The organism is Mucilaginibacter sp. P4_C11, from assembly GCF_056402115.1.
Window position 1 is genome coordinate 19,855 of the sequence record NZ_JBFUIA010000018.1, and the last position, 18,694, is coordinate 38,548.

An 18,694-nucleotide genomic window follows, 5' to 3' on the forward strand; every position below is an offset into this window, starting at 1 on the left:
AACCTAAGCCCTGATTATGCAAACTAAGTCTATTCAATTAAAAACTGCGCGGCTACGGAACAATGCCATAACCAACCAAATCTATTCGCTGCTTGGTGATGGACTTTTTGATCTTAAATCCTGGGATGATCTTATATTTCATTCACTTAAGTTGATTTCACCAATTAACCGATGGATAAAGAATACGCCTGAATCCCTAGAAAAAGGTTGTGACATGGTTAATACAAAACTTGGCTTAAACCTGGAAGCGACCATTTATAAAATAACCGAAAAAGGCCAGGAAAAAATAAACAGGCCAAAACTTGATCCCGTAAGAAAGTATCGGCAAATGGTTCTTCAGCTCGACCAGTTGCCTTATGTAACTTTTTCTCTATTGAATAGTCATGTTAAGGAAGACCTTCTGGATATTAATGCGCTCATTGACCGATATGAGCAAAAACCTGTGATTAGTGCTTTTTTGAAAAAAGGCGAGGTATCCCGCAAGCATGAGGAAAGGATGCTGGTTGACTTTTATGAGCGCTGCACAGAGGAACGTGTCGTGATTTTGAAATACTACCTGGAGGGTATTAAAAAAAGGGCTTTGGATAAGGCATGGCATAAATTCCCATTAATGCCACCTGACTTTTTAAGCTTTCTACTGGACTACCCTTATTATTACGCCAGGCCTTATGGCCGGGAGTATTTTGATATCGATCAGATTGACCTCGTTAGCCACCGTCTGGGGACTTTTCCGATCCAGCCTGACCGAAAGCTTGAAATGTTATATAAAAATAACAAGGCAGGATTTTATCGCTTGTATTTTAAGCGCATTCCAGTGGAACAGCACTTTCAAAGTTTTATGTGGCACCTCGCTTATTTGCCACTTAAAAATGATAGAACATTAATTTTTAAAGAACTCAGGCTTTTATTTAACGCACGTCGCTGGGTGGGCTTCTATGCTTTAGCGCTACCTCAGATTGAAGGCTTATTTTCAGAAATGTGTACGGTTATTCGGCCTGACAGTAATTTGAGTCAGCATTCCCTAACATCTAAGGTTGAAATTGTCCGCCCGTTTTATTCCTTGAGCAGAAGTTACTTCGATTATTACCAGTATGTCATCCCCATTATGCGGAATAAGTTTGCGCATACCGGATATGATGATGACTTTAAATTAAAATCGTTTGATCTGCTAAGCGATTTACATTACCTCTTAACAGTCTTTTATGAACTGGATAACGCGATGGTTAAAGTAAAAAAACTCCATACCAATCGCGACTTCAGGAATTTTATCAATATCGTAGACTTTGCTGCTTATTTTGAATTGTTGGATCAACTTATGCCAAGTCAAAGAAATGATATTAAAGTTGAAATAAGCGATTTTGAACAGGTTTTTCTACTCAAGGAATGCAGCATAGAATACATCATCGACGATTTTAACCAGAATTTACTGGAGAAAATAGATGAATTTTTGACCGAGTTGGAGGGCAATTTAGCATATTATAAATATGATGCAAATCTATATACCCTAAAGCCAAATGAGATAACGGGAGCACTTAAAGATGAAAATCTTAAGAATAGGATAGCTATTTTTTGGGGTTCTAAATCAAATGAAATATCACAATTGCATGCCGCTCGGAACTTTCTAAAAGGTTATTCCAAACATTTGAAAAGTTTAGCCGGTGCACAAAAAACAATTTTGAAAAAACTGTCTGATGCCTTTATGAACAGCCTTGCTCAAATTACTGAGCTGGATAAATTGTTAAAGGTACTGGGTCAGGAATAATGGCATCCCTTTCGGGTGGGCTTTACGCTGTATCTTCTACGAAGGATGCCGCTGCAATCCCTGATCTGATGTTATAATAGCGCCATATAATATTTACTGAATTAAAACAAGTTACACATGAAAGACGAAGAATGGGAAGAATATAAATCACAGGCAGAATTTATTAACCTCAATGATACCGAAAAGGTATTAGAGTTTTTAACTGGCGGTGTGGAAAGTGAAATCCATTCTGGATATCCAACGATTCATACTTTAAAATGTAATATCAAAGATGATGGCGAGGAACTTGTTTATAATAGCAATGGCTTGCTTATGCCGGAAGGTGCGCCGGCACCGGCTACATACCAAAAAGATGGCTATGGTTTAGGCAAAAAGTTCTATTTAAAAATAAACGATCTCCCGTTCCTCGTACCCGAAGGCCTTTCTACGGTAAGCTTTAATTTTGGAACGGATACTATTGAAGGAAAGTTTGACAAGTTGCAAGCTGTTGTCGAAGAAGCACCTTGTTATTTACGCTCTATTCATGCTATGGTACCGTCACATACTGCTCATGCAGCAGGATTTTTTAAAACCCATCCATTTAGAGCAAAATCAAGTTACAGGGGTGCCGGCATGTTAAAGTTTAAGGTCAACGATGTTCCCTATAAACTTTTTGATTATGAATTGAACGGAACCCGATATTTTATTTTTGATGCAGAAAGCAAGCTATTAAAAAAGGAATTTGATCGCGTAATTTCAAATTTGATCATCGCCTATGCTTTTATTACAGGTTTTTATATACGTGGCAGGACCTTTACTTTTTATTCTCTTAAATCGGATTTCACAAATATTAACTGCTTTGATTATGTAAAACCGGATGCAGGAACAAAAGTGGGCATTACAGTTTTGGCCCCCCGGCATATCAAAGATTATAAGCCGAATTTTGCTGATGACCCTTATTTAGAGCCTGAAATACTAAGTAACCTAGTGGAACGCGCGATGAATAATGTCGGAATATCCAGGGCTTTAGAAATATTGGCGGAAAGCCTTGATTATCCAGAATCGGTCAGAGGTGCAGTTTACTCCGTAGTTTTAGAAACTTTGAAAGATCAAATTCTTACTAAGGAAAGTGAAAAATTTAATCCTATTAAGGATAAAGCTACGACGCAATTAATCAGGGAAGCTTTCAATAAAATAATTAATGAATTACCGGACGATGCCTTTAATGATAAAGCGTCAATTCTGAAGAAAATTACGCAGATAAACCAGGTGGGTAATCTCGATGGTTTCTACAAGATCTTCGAAGACCGGCGTATCATATTAAACGAACATGACCGGGAGACGATCAAGCACAGGAATAATTTCCTGCATGGCCGGCTTCCGGAGGATAGTTTAAAAATCCAGAGAAAAGAATACCTGCCAGGCGTGATTTTAAAAATGCATTTCCTTTTATCTGTGTTGATACTGGCAGATGCCGGATACGATGGCTATTATTTTAATAATTACAGGTTCAGGCTTAAAGACGATTCTACTGAACCATTATACCGTAAAATGAATGAATAAATCAGGTGTTCTTACATCCACGCATTATATGTATTTTCTAAAGGCATCCTATTCAACTCTCACAATATGAAATACTTTACCGACCCGAACGGACTTTTTATCATACAAATCCCAACTGACTGGCAATATATGTTTAAGCCTCTCTTTATCACTCCGCTTATTTTGGGATTAAAGAGTTGTATTTTTAAGTTTTATTAATCCGTGGCCGATGAGCATGTATAGTTTACTTGAAAACGCTATTTATAAAATTGACGCTGGCCCATTCCAAAAAATGGTAGAGTACTATTTGCTCCGAAATTTTAAAGGCGAGCTGGCTATGCCGGGCGGCATGGAAGATAAGGATAAGACGCGCACAGGACGGCCTGATATCTACATGTTGCTGGAAAATAAGCGCTATTTGCTTTGTGAAGTGACGACGCGCGATGACCAGGGTGGTCAATATGAGGGGAAGCTGAAGCAGGATTTACAGGATTGTTTGGATTTTGAAAAGCTGCGGTTGGAGAATGGAGAGGTAGAAAGAATTGTACTGGCGACCAACGGCTCACCAGATATTACCTTGCGTAAAGAACTGGAAGACATTATAAAGCCACATGGTGTTACCTTACAGGTGCTTATGTTCAAAAGGTTGGTCGAGTTCTTTTTCCACGAAGGAAGAGTTTGGGCAAGGGATAATTTAAGTATCCCATTTCCCACCGGGCAAATACTTAATAAAACCGATTTTTTGCGACTGTATGGGAAGAAACAGATCGCCGCTCCACTGGACAATCCCCTGCATGGCCGTGAAACAGAGCTGGAACATTTGTTCGGAGCAATTGAAAACCATGAGATAGTCGTTTTATCTGGAAAGCCCGGTGTCGGCAAATCAAGACTGGCCCTTTCGTCCATCGACGCTTACACCATGAAGTACCCGGAATACAAAGCGCTTTTCGTAGTGACCACGGGTGAATCGATCTCGGAAGACCTTGCTTCATTTATTGAACCAGGCAAACGTTATATTGTGCTGATTGACGACGCAAACCGGCAGTTGGAATCGCTGCGTCCGGCACTAGCGAAGGCCATGAACGATAATATCCACGTCAAATACTTGCTGACAGTAAGAGATTACGCAAAGCAAGATTTAAGGCCCTTTTTACGTGATCGGGATACAGAGACACTAACCTTAAACAAGCTGGAGGACGATGTCATTCACCGGATTCTGTATCAGGCGCCGTTCGGGATGACGGATAATACCGTGCGAAACCGGATAGTTCAGGTTGCCAAAGGCAACGCCCGTCTTGCGATCATGGCAACGGACGCCTATGTGAATGCGCAGGACATCAGTATATTAGACGATACTTCGAAAATTTATGAAGAGTATTTTAAAAGTGTGATAGAAGATAAGGATATTTTAAATGATCGGCAAACAATTCTTGTACTCGGAATGCTGTCGTTTTTTCAGAGTTTTGATAGTGAAAAACCAGAAACTGATCTCATTTTGGCCGACTTCGGCCTTACTGCCGCGGACTACAACCGGATTGTACATACCCTGAATGAGCTGGAACTCATTGAGCACCGTTTCGGCAATATTGCGAAAATTGCCGATCAGGTAATGGGTACTTACTTTTTTTATTTATGCTTCATCCAAAAGAAATATTATGCCGCGGACAAATTGCTGCAAACCTATTTTAACGGCTACGATTGGCGGGTAAAAGACACATTTATACCGGCCATCTTGGCGTTTGGTAAACAGAAAGTGATCGGTTCGCCGCCCCGCTTGCTGATGAACTTTTTAAAGTGGGCTAAAGGCAACCAGGAACTGGAGAACAAGTTCCTCGACATGTTTGCGCTTTATCTTCCGGAGCATCTTTTCGCCCACATCTATGAGACCCTGGAGCATACGCCTGAGTCGACGGACGAATATCAGTTTGACAACCATTATAAAAATTCGCAGCCAATGATCTATGAACAGCCATTGCGCCAGCTTGAATTATTCTATGAAGGCAACAACAAACATTTCATTACTGCGCTTGATCTCGCCATTGCCTATATTGATAAGCACAGGGCTTTGCTGGAAGTGTTACTGCATGAGTTACGCAATCACCTGAATTTAGGAGATGACGAGGTTCGCACAAAATTTCAGAAAATCATCGGTTTGTATGATCACCTGTTACCTAAAATTCCGGCAAGCTTTCCGCATAAAGTTTTGTTTTATTATGGTATGCAAAGGGTATTATTGACCGATTCATTCCCCATCGTCGTTTATGAGAGGCGGCAGGGTAAATTCGAGTTCCGGCCGGCATTTTCTGAACTTCGCAGCCGGTTTCTCAACGTTTTACAACAAAATTTTGTAACCGACCGCGAACTGATCTTTGGCTTGCTCATGGACTACATAGAACCCATGGAACGGAAATACCTGAAGTATCTCGAATTAGACCAGCCGCAGATCATCGGCCTGATCCAAAAATGCTTAAGCCCGGCGCGCTTGGATGACACCTATTTCGTACAGGAATATATCAATGTTTTGTTGGATAGGGGTATTCCGCTCTTACCGGCGTTAAAGGCTCTACAAAAAAAATTTGTTAACAGGGATTATGCTGTCATCCGTGATCTTGCTGCGGACAGAAACTTGGAAAGAAAACAGTTTCGGGATTACGACGACTTTAGTACGGTTGGCGAGCGCCGGATCAATTATGTAAAAAAACATGTGCAGCTCCGTTCGCAGAAAAACGTGGAACGGGTACTTACATCAATAAAACGTTTTAAAGAATTTAAGTATTGGCATAAAAAGCATGTTGAACAGGGCTTCGCCTGGGCTTTGGAGGGTGCGTTTGATCACGATATTTCATTGGGTTTTGAACTGCTGGAGGCGTACTTACGCCAAGGTAACATGGTCAGGTTTAATCCCGTGCGGCTCTTCAACACCATTTTCAATGCAGATGTTGAACATGCAGCCAGGCTTTATGATATCATTACAGGCCACGTTTACTTGGAAAAGGAAACCTGGCTGGATAATTTTTATGAATTTCACCCACTTTCAGCAGTTACTACAGACATCATTGAAAAAATGATAGGGCATTTCCAAGCCAGGGAAAAAGGCTACGACCTGCACCTGACTTGGTTTGAAAAGTACGAAAATATACAGGCGGGAACAGTTTGCCGCATTGCAGAAATCCTTTATGGTAAACACCAAAAAGATAAAGAGTTTATGTACAAGCTGGAGTATAACTTTTTCAGCGAATACCCTTTCCTTGCTGAAAATAAGCTGGAATTCGCCAAAAAATTATACCTCGATCAAGAGGATGTAAACCCATCATTTGACCCTTACGCGAGCGGTTTGTTTTTTATCATGAAGTACGATAGCAACTTTTTCACGGACTATATTGACCTCCGGGTAGAGAAATATAAAAAATATTTCACGGCTCCCCGGAATATGTTGAACAAAGTATGGGAATTTGAGGAAGCACCGGTATTGACGTATGACGCGCTCTTAAAAATCAGCCACGTTTCCCTGAGCAGCATCGGCATGGAGGATTTCGGCGGCGTATTATTTATGCAGTTGAAACCGGAAGCACAATCAATAGCTATGCCGGTGTTGGAAAAACTGCTGACCGAGTTTCCGAAAGATCGGAAAATGGTCGATCTGGTGATGAGTATCGGAAGGCGGTACCTGCCGAAAGATTTATATGCGATGCTTATTCAAGTGTGGCTAACGGTAAATAATTCACTGGAGGATTTTGAACGTATTGACTGGACGAACCATCATTTCGACTATGCGAACGGTCTGCCGGGAAATCAAAAGAAAAGAAATTATGAATGGGTGGTAAATGCAATAGAAGCTATGCCGGAGAACTACAAGTATTCCAGGCATAAATTGAGTTTGCAGGCCTGGATCGAACGCGAAGAACGCAGCGTTGCMGAAGAAGTTAAAATGATGTACCGGGGGTTGTGGTAGAGGAATATCACCTATTTGCGGACAAAGGGCCGGTGTTGTTCATAAAGGGCCTTTCGTTCATCTACCTTTGAAAAAAGCAATTGGTACAGTTCTTCAAACTCCTGCATCTTTCTTGACTCCGTATTTTCAGGAAAAAAAGCGATTCGATGTCGCTCCAAAAATACTTGAATTCCTGTGGTGATAGTATAATCCATGAAAATGCTATGTTCTGGAAGATCAAACCGTGCGCGTTTCATTAATCCTTTCAAGCGCTCGTCAGTATCAGGATGCCGAAAGCCTCCGCGCAAATCATCATCCGTCCTTAGAAAAAACATCGACAATAGTGCGATTGCTCCGCCAAGTAAATTCATGTAACGAGCTGGCTCTTTCGGAAAAGCATTCAATAGACTGTCAATTGCGTAATCGTCCGCCTGTCGCTCCATATTTAGGAAACGTCTTCGGTCATCTGCACTGTTAATGCCGTTTTTATATCGTTGCAACAGATCTCCTGAATCGTTATGTAATATGAGATGTGCAACTTCATGGTACATGATATAACGAGTCGCAAAGAGAAACAATGCATCGGTTTCCTCGCACCATTGATTTTTACTTCCAGGGATCGGTAGGCCTTGTGGCCAATCTTCGTGCGCTGTGCTAAGACCAATTGCCCAATCAAACAACTGATTGATCACCGGCGCTTCCGATGACCGGCTTAGACTTATAATATCATGATCTATAGACTGTTCAAACGCCATTCTGTTAAAGGCATTAAAACAGTAGCAGATCGCCCATAAATAGGCAAGAAAATTTTCCTGCAAAACTATTTCACGAGTCGCCAGATCTGCATAAGGTGTTTTGATGGGTTCATTCAGGACATCAATTTTTATTCCCGGATTCAATGCGCCGCTTTTGATCGCGTCATTTAGCCTCATACCCATTTCGCCCTGTGCGAAATGATTGGTAATTTGGTCATAAAGAATGGCGATTGGAGAATTCACTTTTAAATATACAAAAAATAAAAGATCACTTTTTCGGTTGATGACAGCAGACCTTGTAGCAAGATTTTTTGTAAATTCGTCTAAATGAGTATCCCGATCAACCATCATTATGTTAGCGAATGCCTGATCAGAAACTTTTATAATAACGCAGAAGGCAAGATATATCTTTACGATAAGCAACAACATCGACACTTCTTTAATTCCGGTACAAAACGAATATTTTCACAACTCCATGATAACACAACAGTCGTCGATGGTAAACTGAGTTTTCATATCGAAGCCGAATTAAATTCCCATTTTGAAAAGGATTTCCCTCATCATTACGGACAACTTTGTAAGTTCGCTCAAGGCGAATATCATTTAAATATTCACCAAGATGTCGCCTATATAGCGAAAATGGGTATGATTGGCGACATGCGTAATACCCATACAAAGGCGGGAATGGACAAAGCTATCTTTGAAACGTTCGAAAAAATATTTGACCACGCAACCCCTGAACTTAGCGCACAATGGGAGGCTGCAAAAAAGGATCGTATAGGCTTTAAAATGCGCACAAACTCAAGCTATCTTGAAATCGCCGAACAAATGTTCGAAAGAATGGGTAACTGGAATTTCTGCCTTATCGCTTCACCACCCGAACATTATTTTTTGCTATCAGATTGCACTGGTTATATTATCAAAGGTCGCATAAACGAATATTTCAATCCCGATGCATTAGACACAGTTGAGATTGGTATTCCACTGAATGGTCATTTATTTTTGGTGATTAACGCCGAGAGATTTAGAAAATACGAAAATCGTTTTATTACGGCAGATTATTCAACTTGCGAACGCATTAACAGCAATTTATTCAGATTCTCAAAAAAATGGATAGCTTGTGAAAACGAAAGCTTTCTTAAAGTCTTTATCACCAATTTAAACGACACAAAATGAATATTTATGATAATAAGAATAGTTAATTAAATAAATGCGTACACAAATAGAGGAAAAAACGGTAGTCCTATTTGGCGCCGGTGCCGTACTTGACTGGGGTGGGCCCCTTACACTGTGTTGGCGAGATGCATATACCAAGATTCCCGAACATAATACAGGTGATATCTATAATCGGCCTTGCTGTCTAACCCATTTGTTGCTTGTAATCGGTTTCAAAACTAAAACAGGAGAAAGGATCACACAAAAGATATTCGACCGACTAAAAGAGAAAGATGCTACAGCATACGTAAATTTCGAGACTATTCTGAATGTAATCGAGGACTTATATGCATATTGGTCGGCGCGAACTTCGAAAGAGAAAACAAATATTTATGCTTTGGTCGATTTGGACAAAACTCTGGCAGACCTGCATGATTTCGAGGTAACACCTCATCAACTGTCTCATTTATATAAGTTAACTGTTCCTGATTTTATTTTGCATGATAATGAAATGATATCAATCGAGATTGATCCCCATGTCAAATACTATGAACTATTACTTAACGAATTATTGTCAGGTATCATCGGCCATGTATCAAAATACGCATATGCGACACCTACGCATAAAGTTTTTGAAGCAGATGTCAACATAGCAAACAATGTCAATTTTAAGCATTGGATAAAATCTTTCACTGGTGAGGGAAAGGTAGTGAGGATGTACACGCTTAATTATGATGATATTTTTAGACAAATGCTGCAGCAAGAAGGATTTGAAGTCTTTGACGGTTTTGATGAAATTTCTGCCCCAAGTCCGTATTATGCAGAGACTGACCTAAAAAGAATTGTTACAGATTTAACCGTTGCTTGTCATTATAATTTACATGGTTCTGAGTTTTGGAAAGTTGAAGAATTGAACACGAGCCAATTGCCAGGATATCGCTACTTGAAATGCTTACCGGGAGTAATCAATAACTCCGCCGCCTCAATTGAAATAGAGAAAGGAAAACGACTATTATTGACCAACATCATATCGGGTTATCAAAAAGTTCAAAAAACTGCTATTTCACCATTTCGACAATTTTTTTCCGCGCTTGACAGAGATTGCCTTGAGGCTCAAGAATTATACCTTGTAGGTTATTCTTATGGAGATGAGCATGTTAATGATATCATTCGTAATGCTCGCCGTAATAATCCAGATTTGCGAATCACGCTAATCAATCCTGGTTTTGATGATCTTAAGTTTGCTCTGGACTTTCTATCGAATTGGGGAGAACTTGGGCCAGGGCTATATGAGAAGATGGCGGACAATGTGGATTTCTCCAAATTATTTAAGGTTTTGGCTATAAAGGATAAGTTTTCGGATTTTCTGGTTTCATTCGCTAATCGTACCATAGATCAATATTGGTAAAATGTCAAACAACTCTAAAATACAATTAACAAGTAACAAATATGTAACAACGACTTCTTGACTAAATCACAAAATAGTCTTAAATTAGCCTTTGTAGATCGTAGGACACGATTTTCCACTCACGTTACTAATAGCGAATAAAATACTCATAATCTTTTGGTCCCTGGTTCGAGCCCAGGTGGGCGCACAAAATGCGATTTTTCGCAGTGTAAAAACCCTCTAAATCGCTGATTTAGAGGGTTTTTTGTTTTATTCTGATACTTTTCAGCCCTCAAGAATTTGTTTTTAATTTTAGGCGCATTATGGATTAACGAACTGCTAAACAGTTAATTAAGTCTTGAAATACAGATCAAAAAAGACTTAAAAAGACTGCATGCAAATCTTTCCTGCCCCTTTTTGCGGCCTGAAAACTGAGGGTTTCAGGATGTAATTAATCATTAATTCAATAAAAACTGTAAAAGGATGAAGACATTGCAGTCATTTGATGTGCATTTCACCATCAAAAAAAGGCAAAAGGCGGTATCACGAATGTATGCCTTGCCGTGGCTGTTAACAGGCATAAGATACTTTTTGGCTTAAAGCATTATGTAAAGGTCAACAACTAAACAAGGGTAGCCAAGTTCTGAAGATCAAAGTTTCGGAGCCGAGGGAAACTAACGCATACCTGGAGCAGGTTAAATTTATCAGCACTATCCACTACCAGCAATTACAGATTGCCGGTAAGAAGATACCTAAAAAGCACAGGTTACTGTGCGAAGGCGAGATTTCGCGCCATATATTTTTTATCTGTAAAGGTTTCGCCAGGGCTTTCTACCTGGATGCTGACGGCCGGGAGCATACCACGTGGTTTATGGGACCCGGGGACCTAATGATCTCGGTTCGCAGCTTTTATACCCAGCAACCGGCAGCAGAAAATATCGAATTACTCGAATCCTCAGTTTTACTGTCCATGACCTGGGGCCAGCTACAGACCATTTACACTGAGTTTCCGGAATATAATTATCACGGCCGGCTATTAACCGAAAAGTATTACATCCTATCGGAGGAACGGGGCATCCTGCTCCGCACCAGGAGGCCCGCGGACCGGTACAGCCTGCTGTTGAAACAACTTCCGAAAATCACCCGGCAGGCCTCGCTCGGTCAAATCGCGTCCTTCCTGGAAATCACGCAGGAGACACTCAGCCGGGTTCGTTCAGGAAAGAGAAATTGACCAGGATCAAAACCTGAAAGCATAAACCCGCAGCTTCCGGCTGCACCATTTCGATCGCGAATCGTTTGGCAAAATTGTGATCGGAATGGCTTAGTTCAGGTTGCGAAACTCAACAGGTGTTCTACCTGTCTTTTGTTTAAATAGCTTATTAAAATATTGGGGGTATTCAAAGCCCAGCAAGTAAGCTATTTCACCAACTGATTTATCAGTGCTGACCAGGATGTTTTTGGCTTCTTCGATTAAATAATAGTGGATATGGTCTTGCGCATTCTTCCCCGTTTCTTTTTTAAGTAGATCGCTCAGATAACCCGGCGATAAATTGACTTTATCTGCCAGGTTTTTTACACTTGGTAAGCCTTGCTCTTTAAGTTCGGCCTTGCTAAAATAATCGCGTAGTATTTTTTCCACTTGCATAACGACCGAACTATTCACACCTTTTCTTGTAATAAATTGTCGCCCGTAGAAGCGTGCGCAATAATTTAAAAGCAGCTCGATATGGGAAACAATGACGGACTGGCTATGCGTATCTATATTCTCGTGTAATTCATTGTCCAGTTTCTGCACGCAATCATAAAAGATGTATTTCTCTTTTTCGGACATGTGAAGCGCCTCCCACACTTCATAAGAGAAAAAGCTATAGTCTTTCATTTTATCATGAAGACCGGTTCCTCTGATCAGGTCGGGATGAAAAAACACGCCCCAGCCTTCCTTTTCGGTGTATGCACCAGTGTCGGCTTCCAGATCCAATACCTGGTTCGGTGCCATACACATCAGGCTGCCGTTATTGAAATCAACAACCTTACGCCCGTATTTTACATTATTGCCATCATACCGCTTAAACAATAAGCAGTAGTAATCGCCGGAAATCCTGGTATCTTCTGCCACCTGCTCATCAACATTGCTAAAGTCGATCACAGCAACAAGTGGATGTTTAAGCGTCTGATCTAAGTTAAAGAACTTATAAACGTCGGTTATCCCGGAAAAATGAAGCGATATGCTCATGGCGTATTGACTATTAGCTTTAAAGTTAAGTGATTTTTGGCAATAACACAGGGCCGCAGCATTGCAGCAACCCTGTGTGCCTTATACTAATCAAGTTTAAACAAGCCTTTGATTCCCTGCAAGAAAGTTTGATCGTCAGCTTCCTTGCGTTGGGCAACGATTTCTTTTGCATCTTCTCCTGCTGTGTATCGCAGCTTATTGGTGCCATCTGTTGCTGCTTCGTAAATAACTTCGGCAACTACGCGGGCAGGAGAAGCGTTCTCAAAGAAGGCAGGCATTCCTTCGTTTACTTTCTCCACAATACCTTTGTATTCAGTCAACGATTCATCGTTACTGAAGTCAAGCGAACGGCCGACAAAATCTGTAGCGATGGCGCCAGGTTCAACGATCTTAATTTTCGCACCGAATTGTTCCAGTTCATAGCTCATAGCCTCTGATATCCCTTCTACGGCAAATTTGGTACCATGATATAAGGCACCCAGGGGGAAAGCCATCTTGCCGCCGATAGACGATATATTGACGATTACGCCGCTTCTATTGCTGCGAAAGTGAGGCAATATCGAACGGGTTACATCCAAAAGCCCTATCACATTGGTATTAAACTGGCGGGTAATATTTTCCCTTGAAAATGCTTCCAACGGTCCGAATGCGCCATACCCTGCGTTATTGACAATGACGTCAATCTTTCCGAATTGTTTAATACCTTCAGTTATTGCAAGTTCAATACTATCAAGATCAAGAACGTCCAGCCTGGTCAGCACCACATTATCCAGGTCTTTAAGTTCTGATTCACCTTCGGGATTTCTCATGGTAGCTATCACATTCCAACCTTTTTCCTGAAACAATATAGCTGTGGCTTTACCTATACCGCTGCTTGCACCGGTAATTAAAATTGTGTTTTTCATGTTGTAATTATTTGATGAGGTAAAGGTCAGCGTAAATTGATAGCGGCAGATAACACAAATTGCGGTAAGTTGTATACTTATTACGGTTCGCTAAACCAGGTAAAGAAGTATTCATTTCGGTTACAACTCTCCTTGATTCGGTTACAGCTGCATAAAATCAAACGCAGACATTTGTTTCATAACAGTTAATCAAAATCTTATGGAAGATCAAATAACATCTGCGAACAAACCGGTTGCCTTAGTGACCGGCGCCAACCAGGGTGTGGGTAACGAAATTGCCAAAGCGCTTGCCGCTAACGGTTATGCAGTGTATGTAGGCTCGCGTAAACTCGAAAACGGGGAGAAAGCAGCCGCTGCGATCGGGCAAAATGCAAAGGCCATACAGCTGGATGTTACGCAACAACAAAGCATCAATGCAGCAATAGCGCGCATTGAAAACGAACACGGCCACCTCGACCTGCTGGTGAATAACGCAGGTATATCACATGGCGGAACATCTCCTAAAAACCCGGAAGAACTTATGAGCACCGGGCGTGCCGTTAATGTATCGCTGGACGAAGTGCACACCGTATGGGAAACCAATGTTTTCGGCGTTATAGCCGTAACACAGGCTGCTTTACCTTTGCTGCGTAAATCGTCGGCTGCACGCATAGTCAATGTATCAAGCGGGCTGGGTTCACTCACCTGGATAGCTGACCCGGCTTGCTGGGCAAGAGAACATTTCGGTATTGTTTATGCTGCCTCTAAAACTGCACTTAACGCGGTTACACTTGCCTTTGCCCTGGAGCTTGAAAAGGAGAATATCAAAGTGAACGCTACCAGTCCGGGCTATACAGCTACTGCACTGAATAATTTCCAGGGAACCGACAGCCTGGAAGTCGGGTCGCGTGAGCCGGTTAGGGTAGCCCTGGAAACAGACGGCCCCACTGGCGGCTTTACCGGCCCCGACGGTCCACTGCCCTGGTAATTCCGCTTATTCGGCACCAAAGTATTCTTATTTACAAATCAATTATGACCGGAAGCTGAAACAGCATCCGGTCATAATTATTATCTTTCAACATGAAAAACGACATGCCAAAACTTGTTAAACTCGGATCGATAACGGAAATACACCGTTTGCTCGGTATCCCGGGGCCTGCTCATCCGCTGATCAGTTTACTGGATACCAGGGATGAACGGATCAACCTAAGCCGCCTGCCGGTTAGCTACGTAACAACGCTTTACAAGATCTCCTTTATAAATAAATTAGGCGGTAAATTCAGATATGGCCAGGGCTTTTATGATTTTGACGAAGGAGGTATGGTTTTTACAGCACCGAATCAGATTGTAGGAAGCACAGCGATTTACAAGGGAAACGAGGGCTATTCTTTGATCTTTCATCAGGATTTCCTCCATGGTTATCCGCTCGCGGCTAAGATCAAACAATATGGATTTTTTTCCTACGCTTCAAACGAGGCCCTGCACCTTTCTGAGCAGGAAAGGTGTACCGTTTCCTCTGTTTTTACCATTATCCAGGAAGAATTGAGCAATCGGATAGACGATTTTAGCCACGAAGTAGTTATCGCACAGATAGAATTGCTATTGAGTTACGCCAGGCGCTTTTACAAACGACAATTTCTGACCCGGCAGGCAGCCAGCAGTGATCTGCTACAGCGACTGGAAGAATTGCTCGACGCTTATTTCAAGGAAGATAAGCCAGCCAATCGGGGTTTGCCTACTGTACAATACCTGGCAGAGCAGTTAAACTATACACCCAACTATTTAAGTGATATGCTGCGTTCGCTCACCGGACTGAACGTACAGCAGCATATCCATGAAAAGTTGATCGGGCGATCTAAAGAATTGCTCTCTACTACTACCCTTACCATTAGTGAAATAGCCTATCAATTAGGTTTTGAGCATTCCCAATCCTTCAGCAGACTTTTTAAAACCAAGACCAGGCTTTCGCCGGTACAGTTCAGGCAAACTTTTAATTAATTTTTTAGATGAGTGAATCAATGGTAGTGAATATTCGGCAACGGGCACGACACTTTTTGTTTCTTCCAGTAATAAGGCCGCTGGCTATTTTGATTTCCAACCAAACGACGCTCATTAAAACGCTATCTCAAGTTTATCGGCAATAAATTTGCAAACTGTTTTTGATGGTACCGCAATACTAACTGCCCTGCTGTATCGCCCTATATTAACACCATAAAAACGACCATAGTTATCAAATACCGGTCCACCGCACCTTTGGGGAGTTAGCCTTGAATCATGTGCAAATACTTCTTTAAAACCATCCCTCCTGCCGCTTTTGCCACCTGTAAACAATTCTGCCGGGTGGTCAAAATGTATCGCGGGGACAGTGCCAAGCGCCAAAGTTTTAGTGAACAAAGCGCCTGCTCTTTTTACCTTTAACGTTAAGGTATCTCCCGGCCAGTGATTTTGCATCTCAACTTTAAAATCACCTGCGGTAGGTATGGCTAAACCGTTTATTTCGGTTACCTCGTCTTTTGCAAGCAAACCATTTTGGGCCGCGGGCGAAAGTGGCTTTATCCATAAAGCAGATGCAGCCGCGTTGTTATCACCCACAAATACACCAAGATAACCTGCATTTACTACCTTTGGCAACAAAAACAGCTTGCTTCCCAAAACTCCGGTAATGTCTGCAGTGTCGGGCTGCGGCGAGCGCAAAAAGGTGCCAGGCGCTAAATCAGACGATGTATCTTTTCGTATTGCCTGATAGCTTATTCCTCCCTTAATATCAGCGGCAAGCGCTAAAAGTACAAGGTCGTTTTCTTTATCACGGGAAATAACCGTAGCGCCAACCATTTTTTTGCCTATCATCACCATCGGTGCATCAGCTACTATGGAACTTTTACTTACAATGATGGTATGGCTTTTAATTTTTTTCAAATGCAATCCATCAACAGAAAAAAGCGCACCTAAAGCCTGTTGGCTAACACCATTAAAACTGCTGCGGATAGCTACACAGGTACCGGTATGTTTTGATGAATTAGCAGTGGGAAGCTCTTTAAACAAGTTTTTATTAACAGGCGTAACAGATACCAGCACGCTATCGGGCAACGCATGATAAACCGTTGGGAGCATTAAGCTTTTCCAATATTTTTTATAAAGATCAACCGGTACATCGTAGTTGGCATCTTCAGGAACTTCTATCGCGCTGTGCAAACCAACTACTTTTCCTGAAAGATCAAACAACGGGCCTCCAGAATCTCCTGGTTCCATCATACAGGTTGATTTGATAAATCCACGGCTATTTCTCGCTTCGGTTACATGACCAAATCTTATGGTAGGTTTGTTCTGGTTCAAAGTTTCGGGATAGGCAATGCTGATTAATGGTTCAGATATGATAAGCGCGGTTGAACTCCCCATATCGGCATATGGCCAGTCGCCTTTGGTAACGATCTGCATTATTGCTACATCGGGGCGGGCTTTATCGGCTGCTAATTCTATCTTACCTAAAGCTACAGCAATGGCCTCTCTCCCATCGGGGAACATTACTTTATAGGTAAGGCCGGGCCAGGTAACATGCGCGGCTGTTAGGATATGGCGATCTTTATCCACCACAACCCCGCTAAACTGCCCGCCGGTACGCTTATTGGCCGATGTATCGTAACTCCACATACGTACACAGGCCGGGTAAGCTTTTTGAATACCCGCTTTCAACGCTTCTTCGGTTTTGTTGGGTTTGTTTTGCTGAGCATAGGCATATTGCGTTAGCAACACAGCTGCCAGGAAAACGAAATGAAATTTCTTCATTAGTTGTTTATAAGATTGCACATCGGGTATGTGTTAAAAACCCAGGTATACAATTTTCAAAGCAAATCATAAACCTTGCATTGTTGTATAGCCTGGGTTTTAAATTAGTTTTTAAATGTTTCGGCCAGTTTTTTATTTAGTTCTTCTCCTATCAGGTTAACACCTATTACTTTACCATCTTTATCAAGTAAAAAGTTTTGCGGTACTGCCCTTACACCATATAGGTGGCCAACGGCATTGTTCCAACCCTTTAAATCTGATACGTGGGTCCACGTAAGATTATCGGCAGCAATGGCATTTACCCACTTGCCGTGATCGCTATCGAGGGATACAGAAAGGATCTCAAAACCTTTGGCTTTGTATATTTTATACTGATCAACCAGGTTAGGGTTTTCGGCGCGGCATGGCGAGCACCAGCTTGCCCAAAAATCTACCAACACATATTTACCTTTGTAGCTGGCTAAAGAAACCGGTTTACCGTTTACATCATTTTGAGTAAATGCCGGGGCCTGCGCGCCAATAACAATGTTTTCCATTGCCTCAATACGTTGTTTTAGTTCCTTACCGGCATCTGTTAACTGGTATTCTTTTTTGAGGGAATTGAAAATAGGTTTAACTGTTTTAGGATCGAATTTATTTCCTATACCTTCAGACAACCCCACCAAACCGAAGTAAGAATCAGGATGATCTTTTGCAAACTGGATTTGCTTAGCAAAATGCTCGTCCATTTTTTTATGGTACCGCTCGCCTACTTCCTTTACAAACTCCTGGTCGTTTTGTAATTCCGGCGAGCTGCTGATCTCGGCGTTGGCTTCTTTTGCAAACTGCATTACCGTGCCACCAGTGGTTTTTACGTATGCCTGGAACTCGTCATAAACTTTTGATCCGGTGAAAACAGCATTGGCCAGCGAATCTTTAGAGGTGATCTCAACATTTTCTTTACCAAAGTAAATATAGATCACGTCGGAAGTTGGCATGTAAATAGCCCGGTCTTTACCGCTGCCATCGTGAGATAGCGCCATACGTGCAGTAGCATAGCCCGAGTTATGACCGGTAAACTTAAAAGTACCGTTAACCACCAATGCCGAATCGGTATGATTTGCACCATTGTCCATGTTATCCATATAGTCAAGATAAGCTTTGGCTGGCGCGTTTAGCGTACCGATATGACCGGTAATTGTAAAATTGTTGGTTGCTTGGGCCGATGCCAGGCATGGTGCCAAAGCGGTAAGAATCATTAAAATTCCTTTTTTCATTTTTATGTGTTTTAGATGTTTCATTTT

At 41.7% G+C, this 18,694-nt stretch carries 13 protein-coding genes; 8 read left to right on the top strand and 5 right to left on the bottom strand.

The genetic code is table 11. The features are described 5' to 3' along the window. Positions 1-16 precede the first annotated feature (16 nt). The 3 genes from AC1DU2_RS17345 to AC1DU2_RS17355 all read left to right on the top strand — a co-directional run bounded on the left by AC1DU2_RS17345 (position 17) and on the right by AC1DU2_RS17355 (position 7,235). Positions 17-1,762, top strand: a complete 1,746-nt coding sequence (locus tag AC1DU2_RS17345; protein ID WP_477385515.1) for a hypothetical protein — start codon at positions 17-19, stop codon at positions 1,760-1,762. 117 nt (positions 1,763-1,879) lie between these two features. Next, complete coding sequence (locus AC1DU2_RS17350; protein WP_477385517.1) at positions 1,880-3,304, top strand: hypothetical protein; 1,425 nt, start codon at positions 1,880-1,882, stop codon at positions 3,302-3,304. 214 nt (positions 3,305-3,518) lie between these two features. Then, entirely contained in the window at positions 3,519-7,235 is a 3,717-nt protein-coding gene (locus AC1DU2_RS17355; RefSeq protein WP_477385519.1) for a hypothetical protein, read from the top strand. Between the two features lie 11 nt (positions 7,236-7,246). Here the strand turns inward: AC1DU2_RS17355 and AC1DU2_RS17360 are convergent, their stop codons facing one another. Next, positions 7,247-8,320 (bottom strand): phage exclusion protein Lit family protein, encoded by a 1,074-nt coding sequence (locus tag AC1DU2_RS17360; protein ID WP_477385521.1) that lies wholly within the window; start codon positions 8,318-8,320, stop codon positions 7,247-7,249. Between AC1DU2_RS17360 and AC1DU2_RS17365 the strand changes: the two genes are divergently transcribed. The 3 genes from AC1DU2_RS17365 (at position 8,297) to AC1DU2_RS17375 (ending at position 11,742) form a co-directional block, all read left to right on the top strand. After that, complete coding sequence (locus tag AC1DU2_RS17365) at positions 8,297-9,145, top strand: DUF4238 domain-containing protein (protein WP_477385523.1); 849 nt, start codon at positions 8,297-8,299, stop codon at positions 9,143-9,145. The two genes, AC1DU2_RS17360 and AC1DU2_RS17365, sit on opposite strands and share 24 nt — an antisense overlap. 34 nt (positions 9,146-9,179) lie before the next feature. Continuing rightward, positions 9,180-10,532 (top strand): SIR2 family protein, encoded by a 1,353-nt coding sequence (locus AC1DU2_RS17370; RefSeq protein WP_477385525.1) that lies wholly within the window; start codon positions 9,180-9,182, stop codon positions 10,530-10,532. 727 nt (positions 10,533-11,259) lie between these two features. Beyond that, positions 11,260-11,742, top strand: coding sequence for a Crp/Fnr family transcriptional regulator (locus tag AC1DU2_RS17375; protein ID WP_477385679.1), 483 nt, complete (start codon positions 11,260-11,262; stop codon positions 11,740-11,742). A gap of 90 nt (positions 11,743-11,832) precedes the next feature. Here AC1DU2_RS17375 and AC1DU2_RS17380 read toward each other — a convergent pair whose 3' ends face one another. Beyond that, on the bottom strand, positions 11,833-12,744 hold the full coding sequence (locus AC1DU2_RS17380; RefSeq protein ID WP_477385527.1) for a helix-turn-helix domain-containing protein: 912 nt from the start codon (positions 12,742-12,744) through the stop codon (positions 11,833-11,835). A gap of 86 nt (positions 12,745-12,830) precedes the next feature. Continuing rightward, a complete protein-coding gene (locus AC1DU2_RS17385) occupies positions 12,831-13,649 on the bottom strand; it encodes an SDR family oxidoreductase (protein ID WP_477385529.1) in 819 nt (272 codons plus the stop codon). Positions 13,650-13,848: 199 nt separating this feature from the next. Here AC1DU2_RS17385 and AC1DU2_RS17390 point away from each other — a divergent pair, with 199 nt between their 5' ends. After that, entirely contained in the window at positions 13,849-14,616 is a 768-nt protein-coding gene (locus AC1DU2_RS17390) for an SDR family NAD(P)-dependent oxidoreductase (RefSeq protein ID WP_477385531.1), read from the top strand. A gap of 92 nt (positions 14,617-14,708) precedes the next feature. Next, a complete protein-coding gene (locus AC1DU2_RS17395; protein ID WP_477385533.1) occupies positions 14,709-15,626 on the top strand; it encodes a helix-turn-helix domain-containing protein in 918 nt (305 codons plus the stop codon). A gap of 114 nt (positions 15,627-15,740) precedes the next feature. On the opposite strand, the gene AC1DU2_RS17400 is transcribed toward AC1DU2_RS17395, so the two are convergent. Next, the gene (locus tag AC1DU2_RS17400) at positions 15,741-17,411 is read right to left on the bottom strand and encodes a trypsin-like peptidase domain-containing protein (protein ID WP_477385535.1); all 1,671 of its coding nucleotides are present in this window, start codon (positions 17,409-17,411) and stop codon (positions 15,741-15,743) included. A 104-nt stretch (positions 17,412-17,515) separates the two neighbouring features. After that, positions 17,516-18,667 (bottom strand): redoxin domain-containing protein, encoded by a 1,152-nt coding sequence (locus AC1DU2_RS17405; protein ID WP_477385537.1) that lies wholly within the window; start codon positions 18,665-18,667, stop codon positions 17,516-17,518. Positions 18,668-18,694: the final 27 nt, after the last annotated feature.

What these genes read in the sequence shown, in the direction of transcription:
- AC1DU2_RS17345 (WP_477385515.1), top strand. Translation starts at nt 17, where the DNA reads ATGCAAACTAAGTCTATTCAATTAAAAACTGCGCGGCTACGGAACAAT.
- AC1DU2_RS17385 (WP_477385529.1), bottom strand. Translation starts at nt 13,649, where the DNA reads ATGAAAAACACAATTTTAATTACCGGTGCAAGCAGCGGTATAGGTAAA.
- AC1DU2_RS17380 (WP_477385527.1), bottom strand. Translation starts at nt 12,744, where the DNA reads ATGAGCATATCGCTTCATTTTTCCGGGATAACCGACGTTTATAAGTTC.
- AC1DU2_RS17405 (WP_477385537.1), bottom strand. Translation starts at nt 18,667, where the DNA reads ATGAAAAAAGGAATTTTAATGATTCTTACCGCTTTGGCACCATGCCTG.
- AC1DU2_RS17390 (WP_477385531.1), top strand. Translation starts at nt 13,849, where the DNA reads ATGGAAGATCAAATAACATCTGCGAACAAACCGGTTGCCTTAGTGACC.
- AC1DU2_RS17400 (WP_477385535.1), bottom strand. Translation starts at nt 17,411, where the DNA reads ATGAAGAAATTTCATTTCGTTTTCCTGGCAGCTGTGTTGCTAACGCAA.
- AC1DU2_RS17395 (WP_477385533.1), top strand. Translation starts at nt 14,709, where the DNA reads ATGAAAAACGACATGCCAAAACTTGTTAAACTCGGATCGATAACGGAA.
- AC1DU2_RS17360 (WP_477385521.1), bottom strand. Translation starts at nt 8,320, where the DNA reads ATGATGGTTGATCGGGATACTCATTTAGACGAATTTACAAAAAATCTT.
- AC1DU2_RS17370 (WP_477385525.1), top strand. Translation starts at nt 9,180, where the DNA reads ATGCGTACACAAATAGAGGAAAAAACGGTAGTCCTATTTGGCGCCGGT.
- AC1DU2_RS17365 (WP_477385523.1), top strand. Translation starts at nt 8,297, where the DNA reads ATGAGTATCCCGATCAACCATCATTATGTTAGCGAATGCCTGATCAGA.
- AC1DU2_RS17350 (WP_477385517.1), top strand. Translation starts at nt 1,880, where the DNA reads ATGAAAGACGAAGAATGGGAAGAATATAAATCACAGGCAGAATTTATT.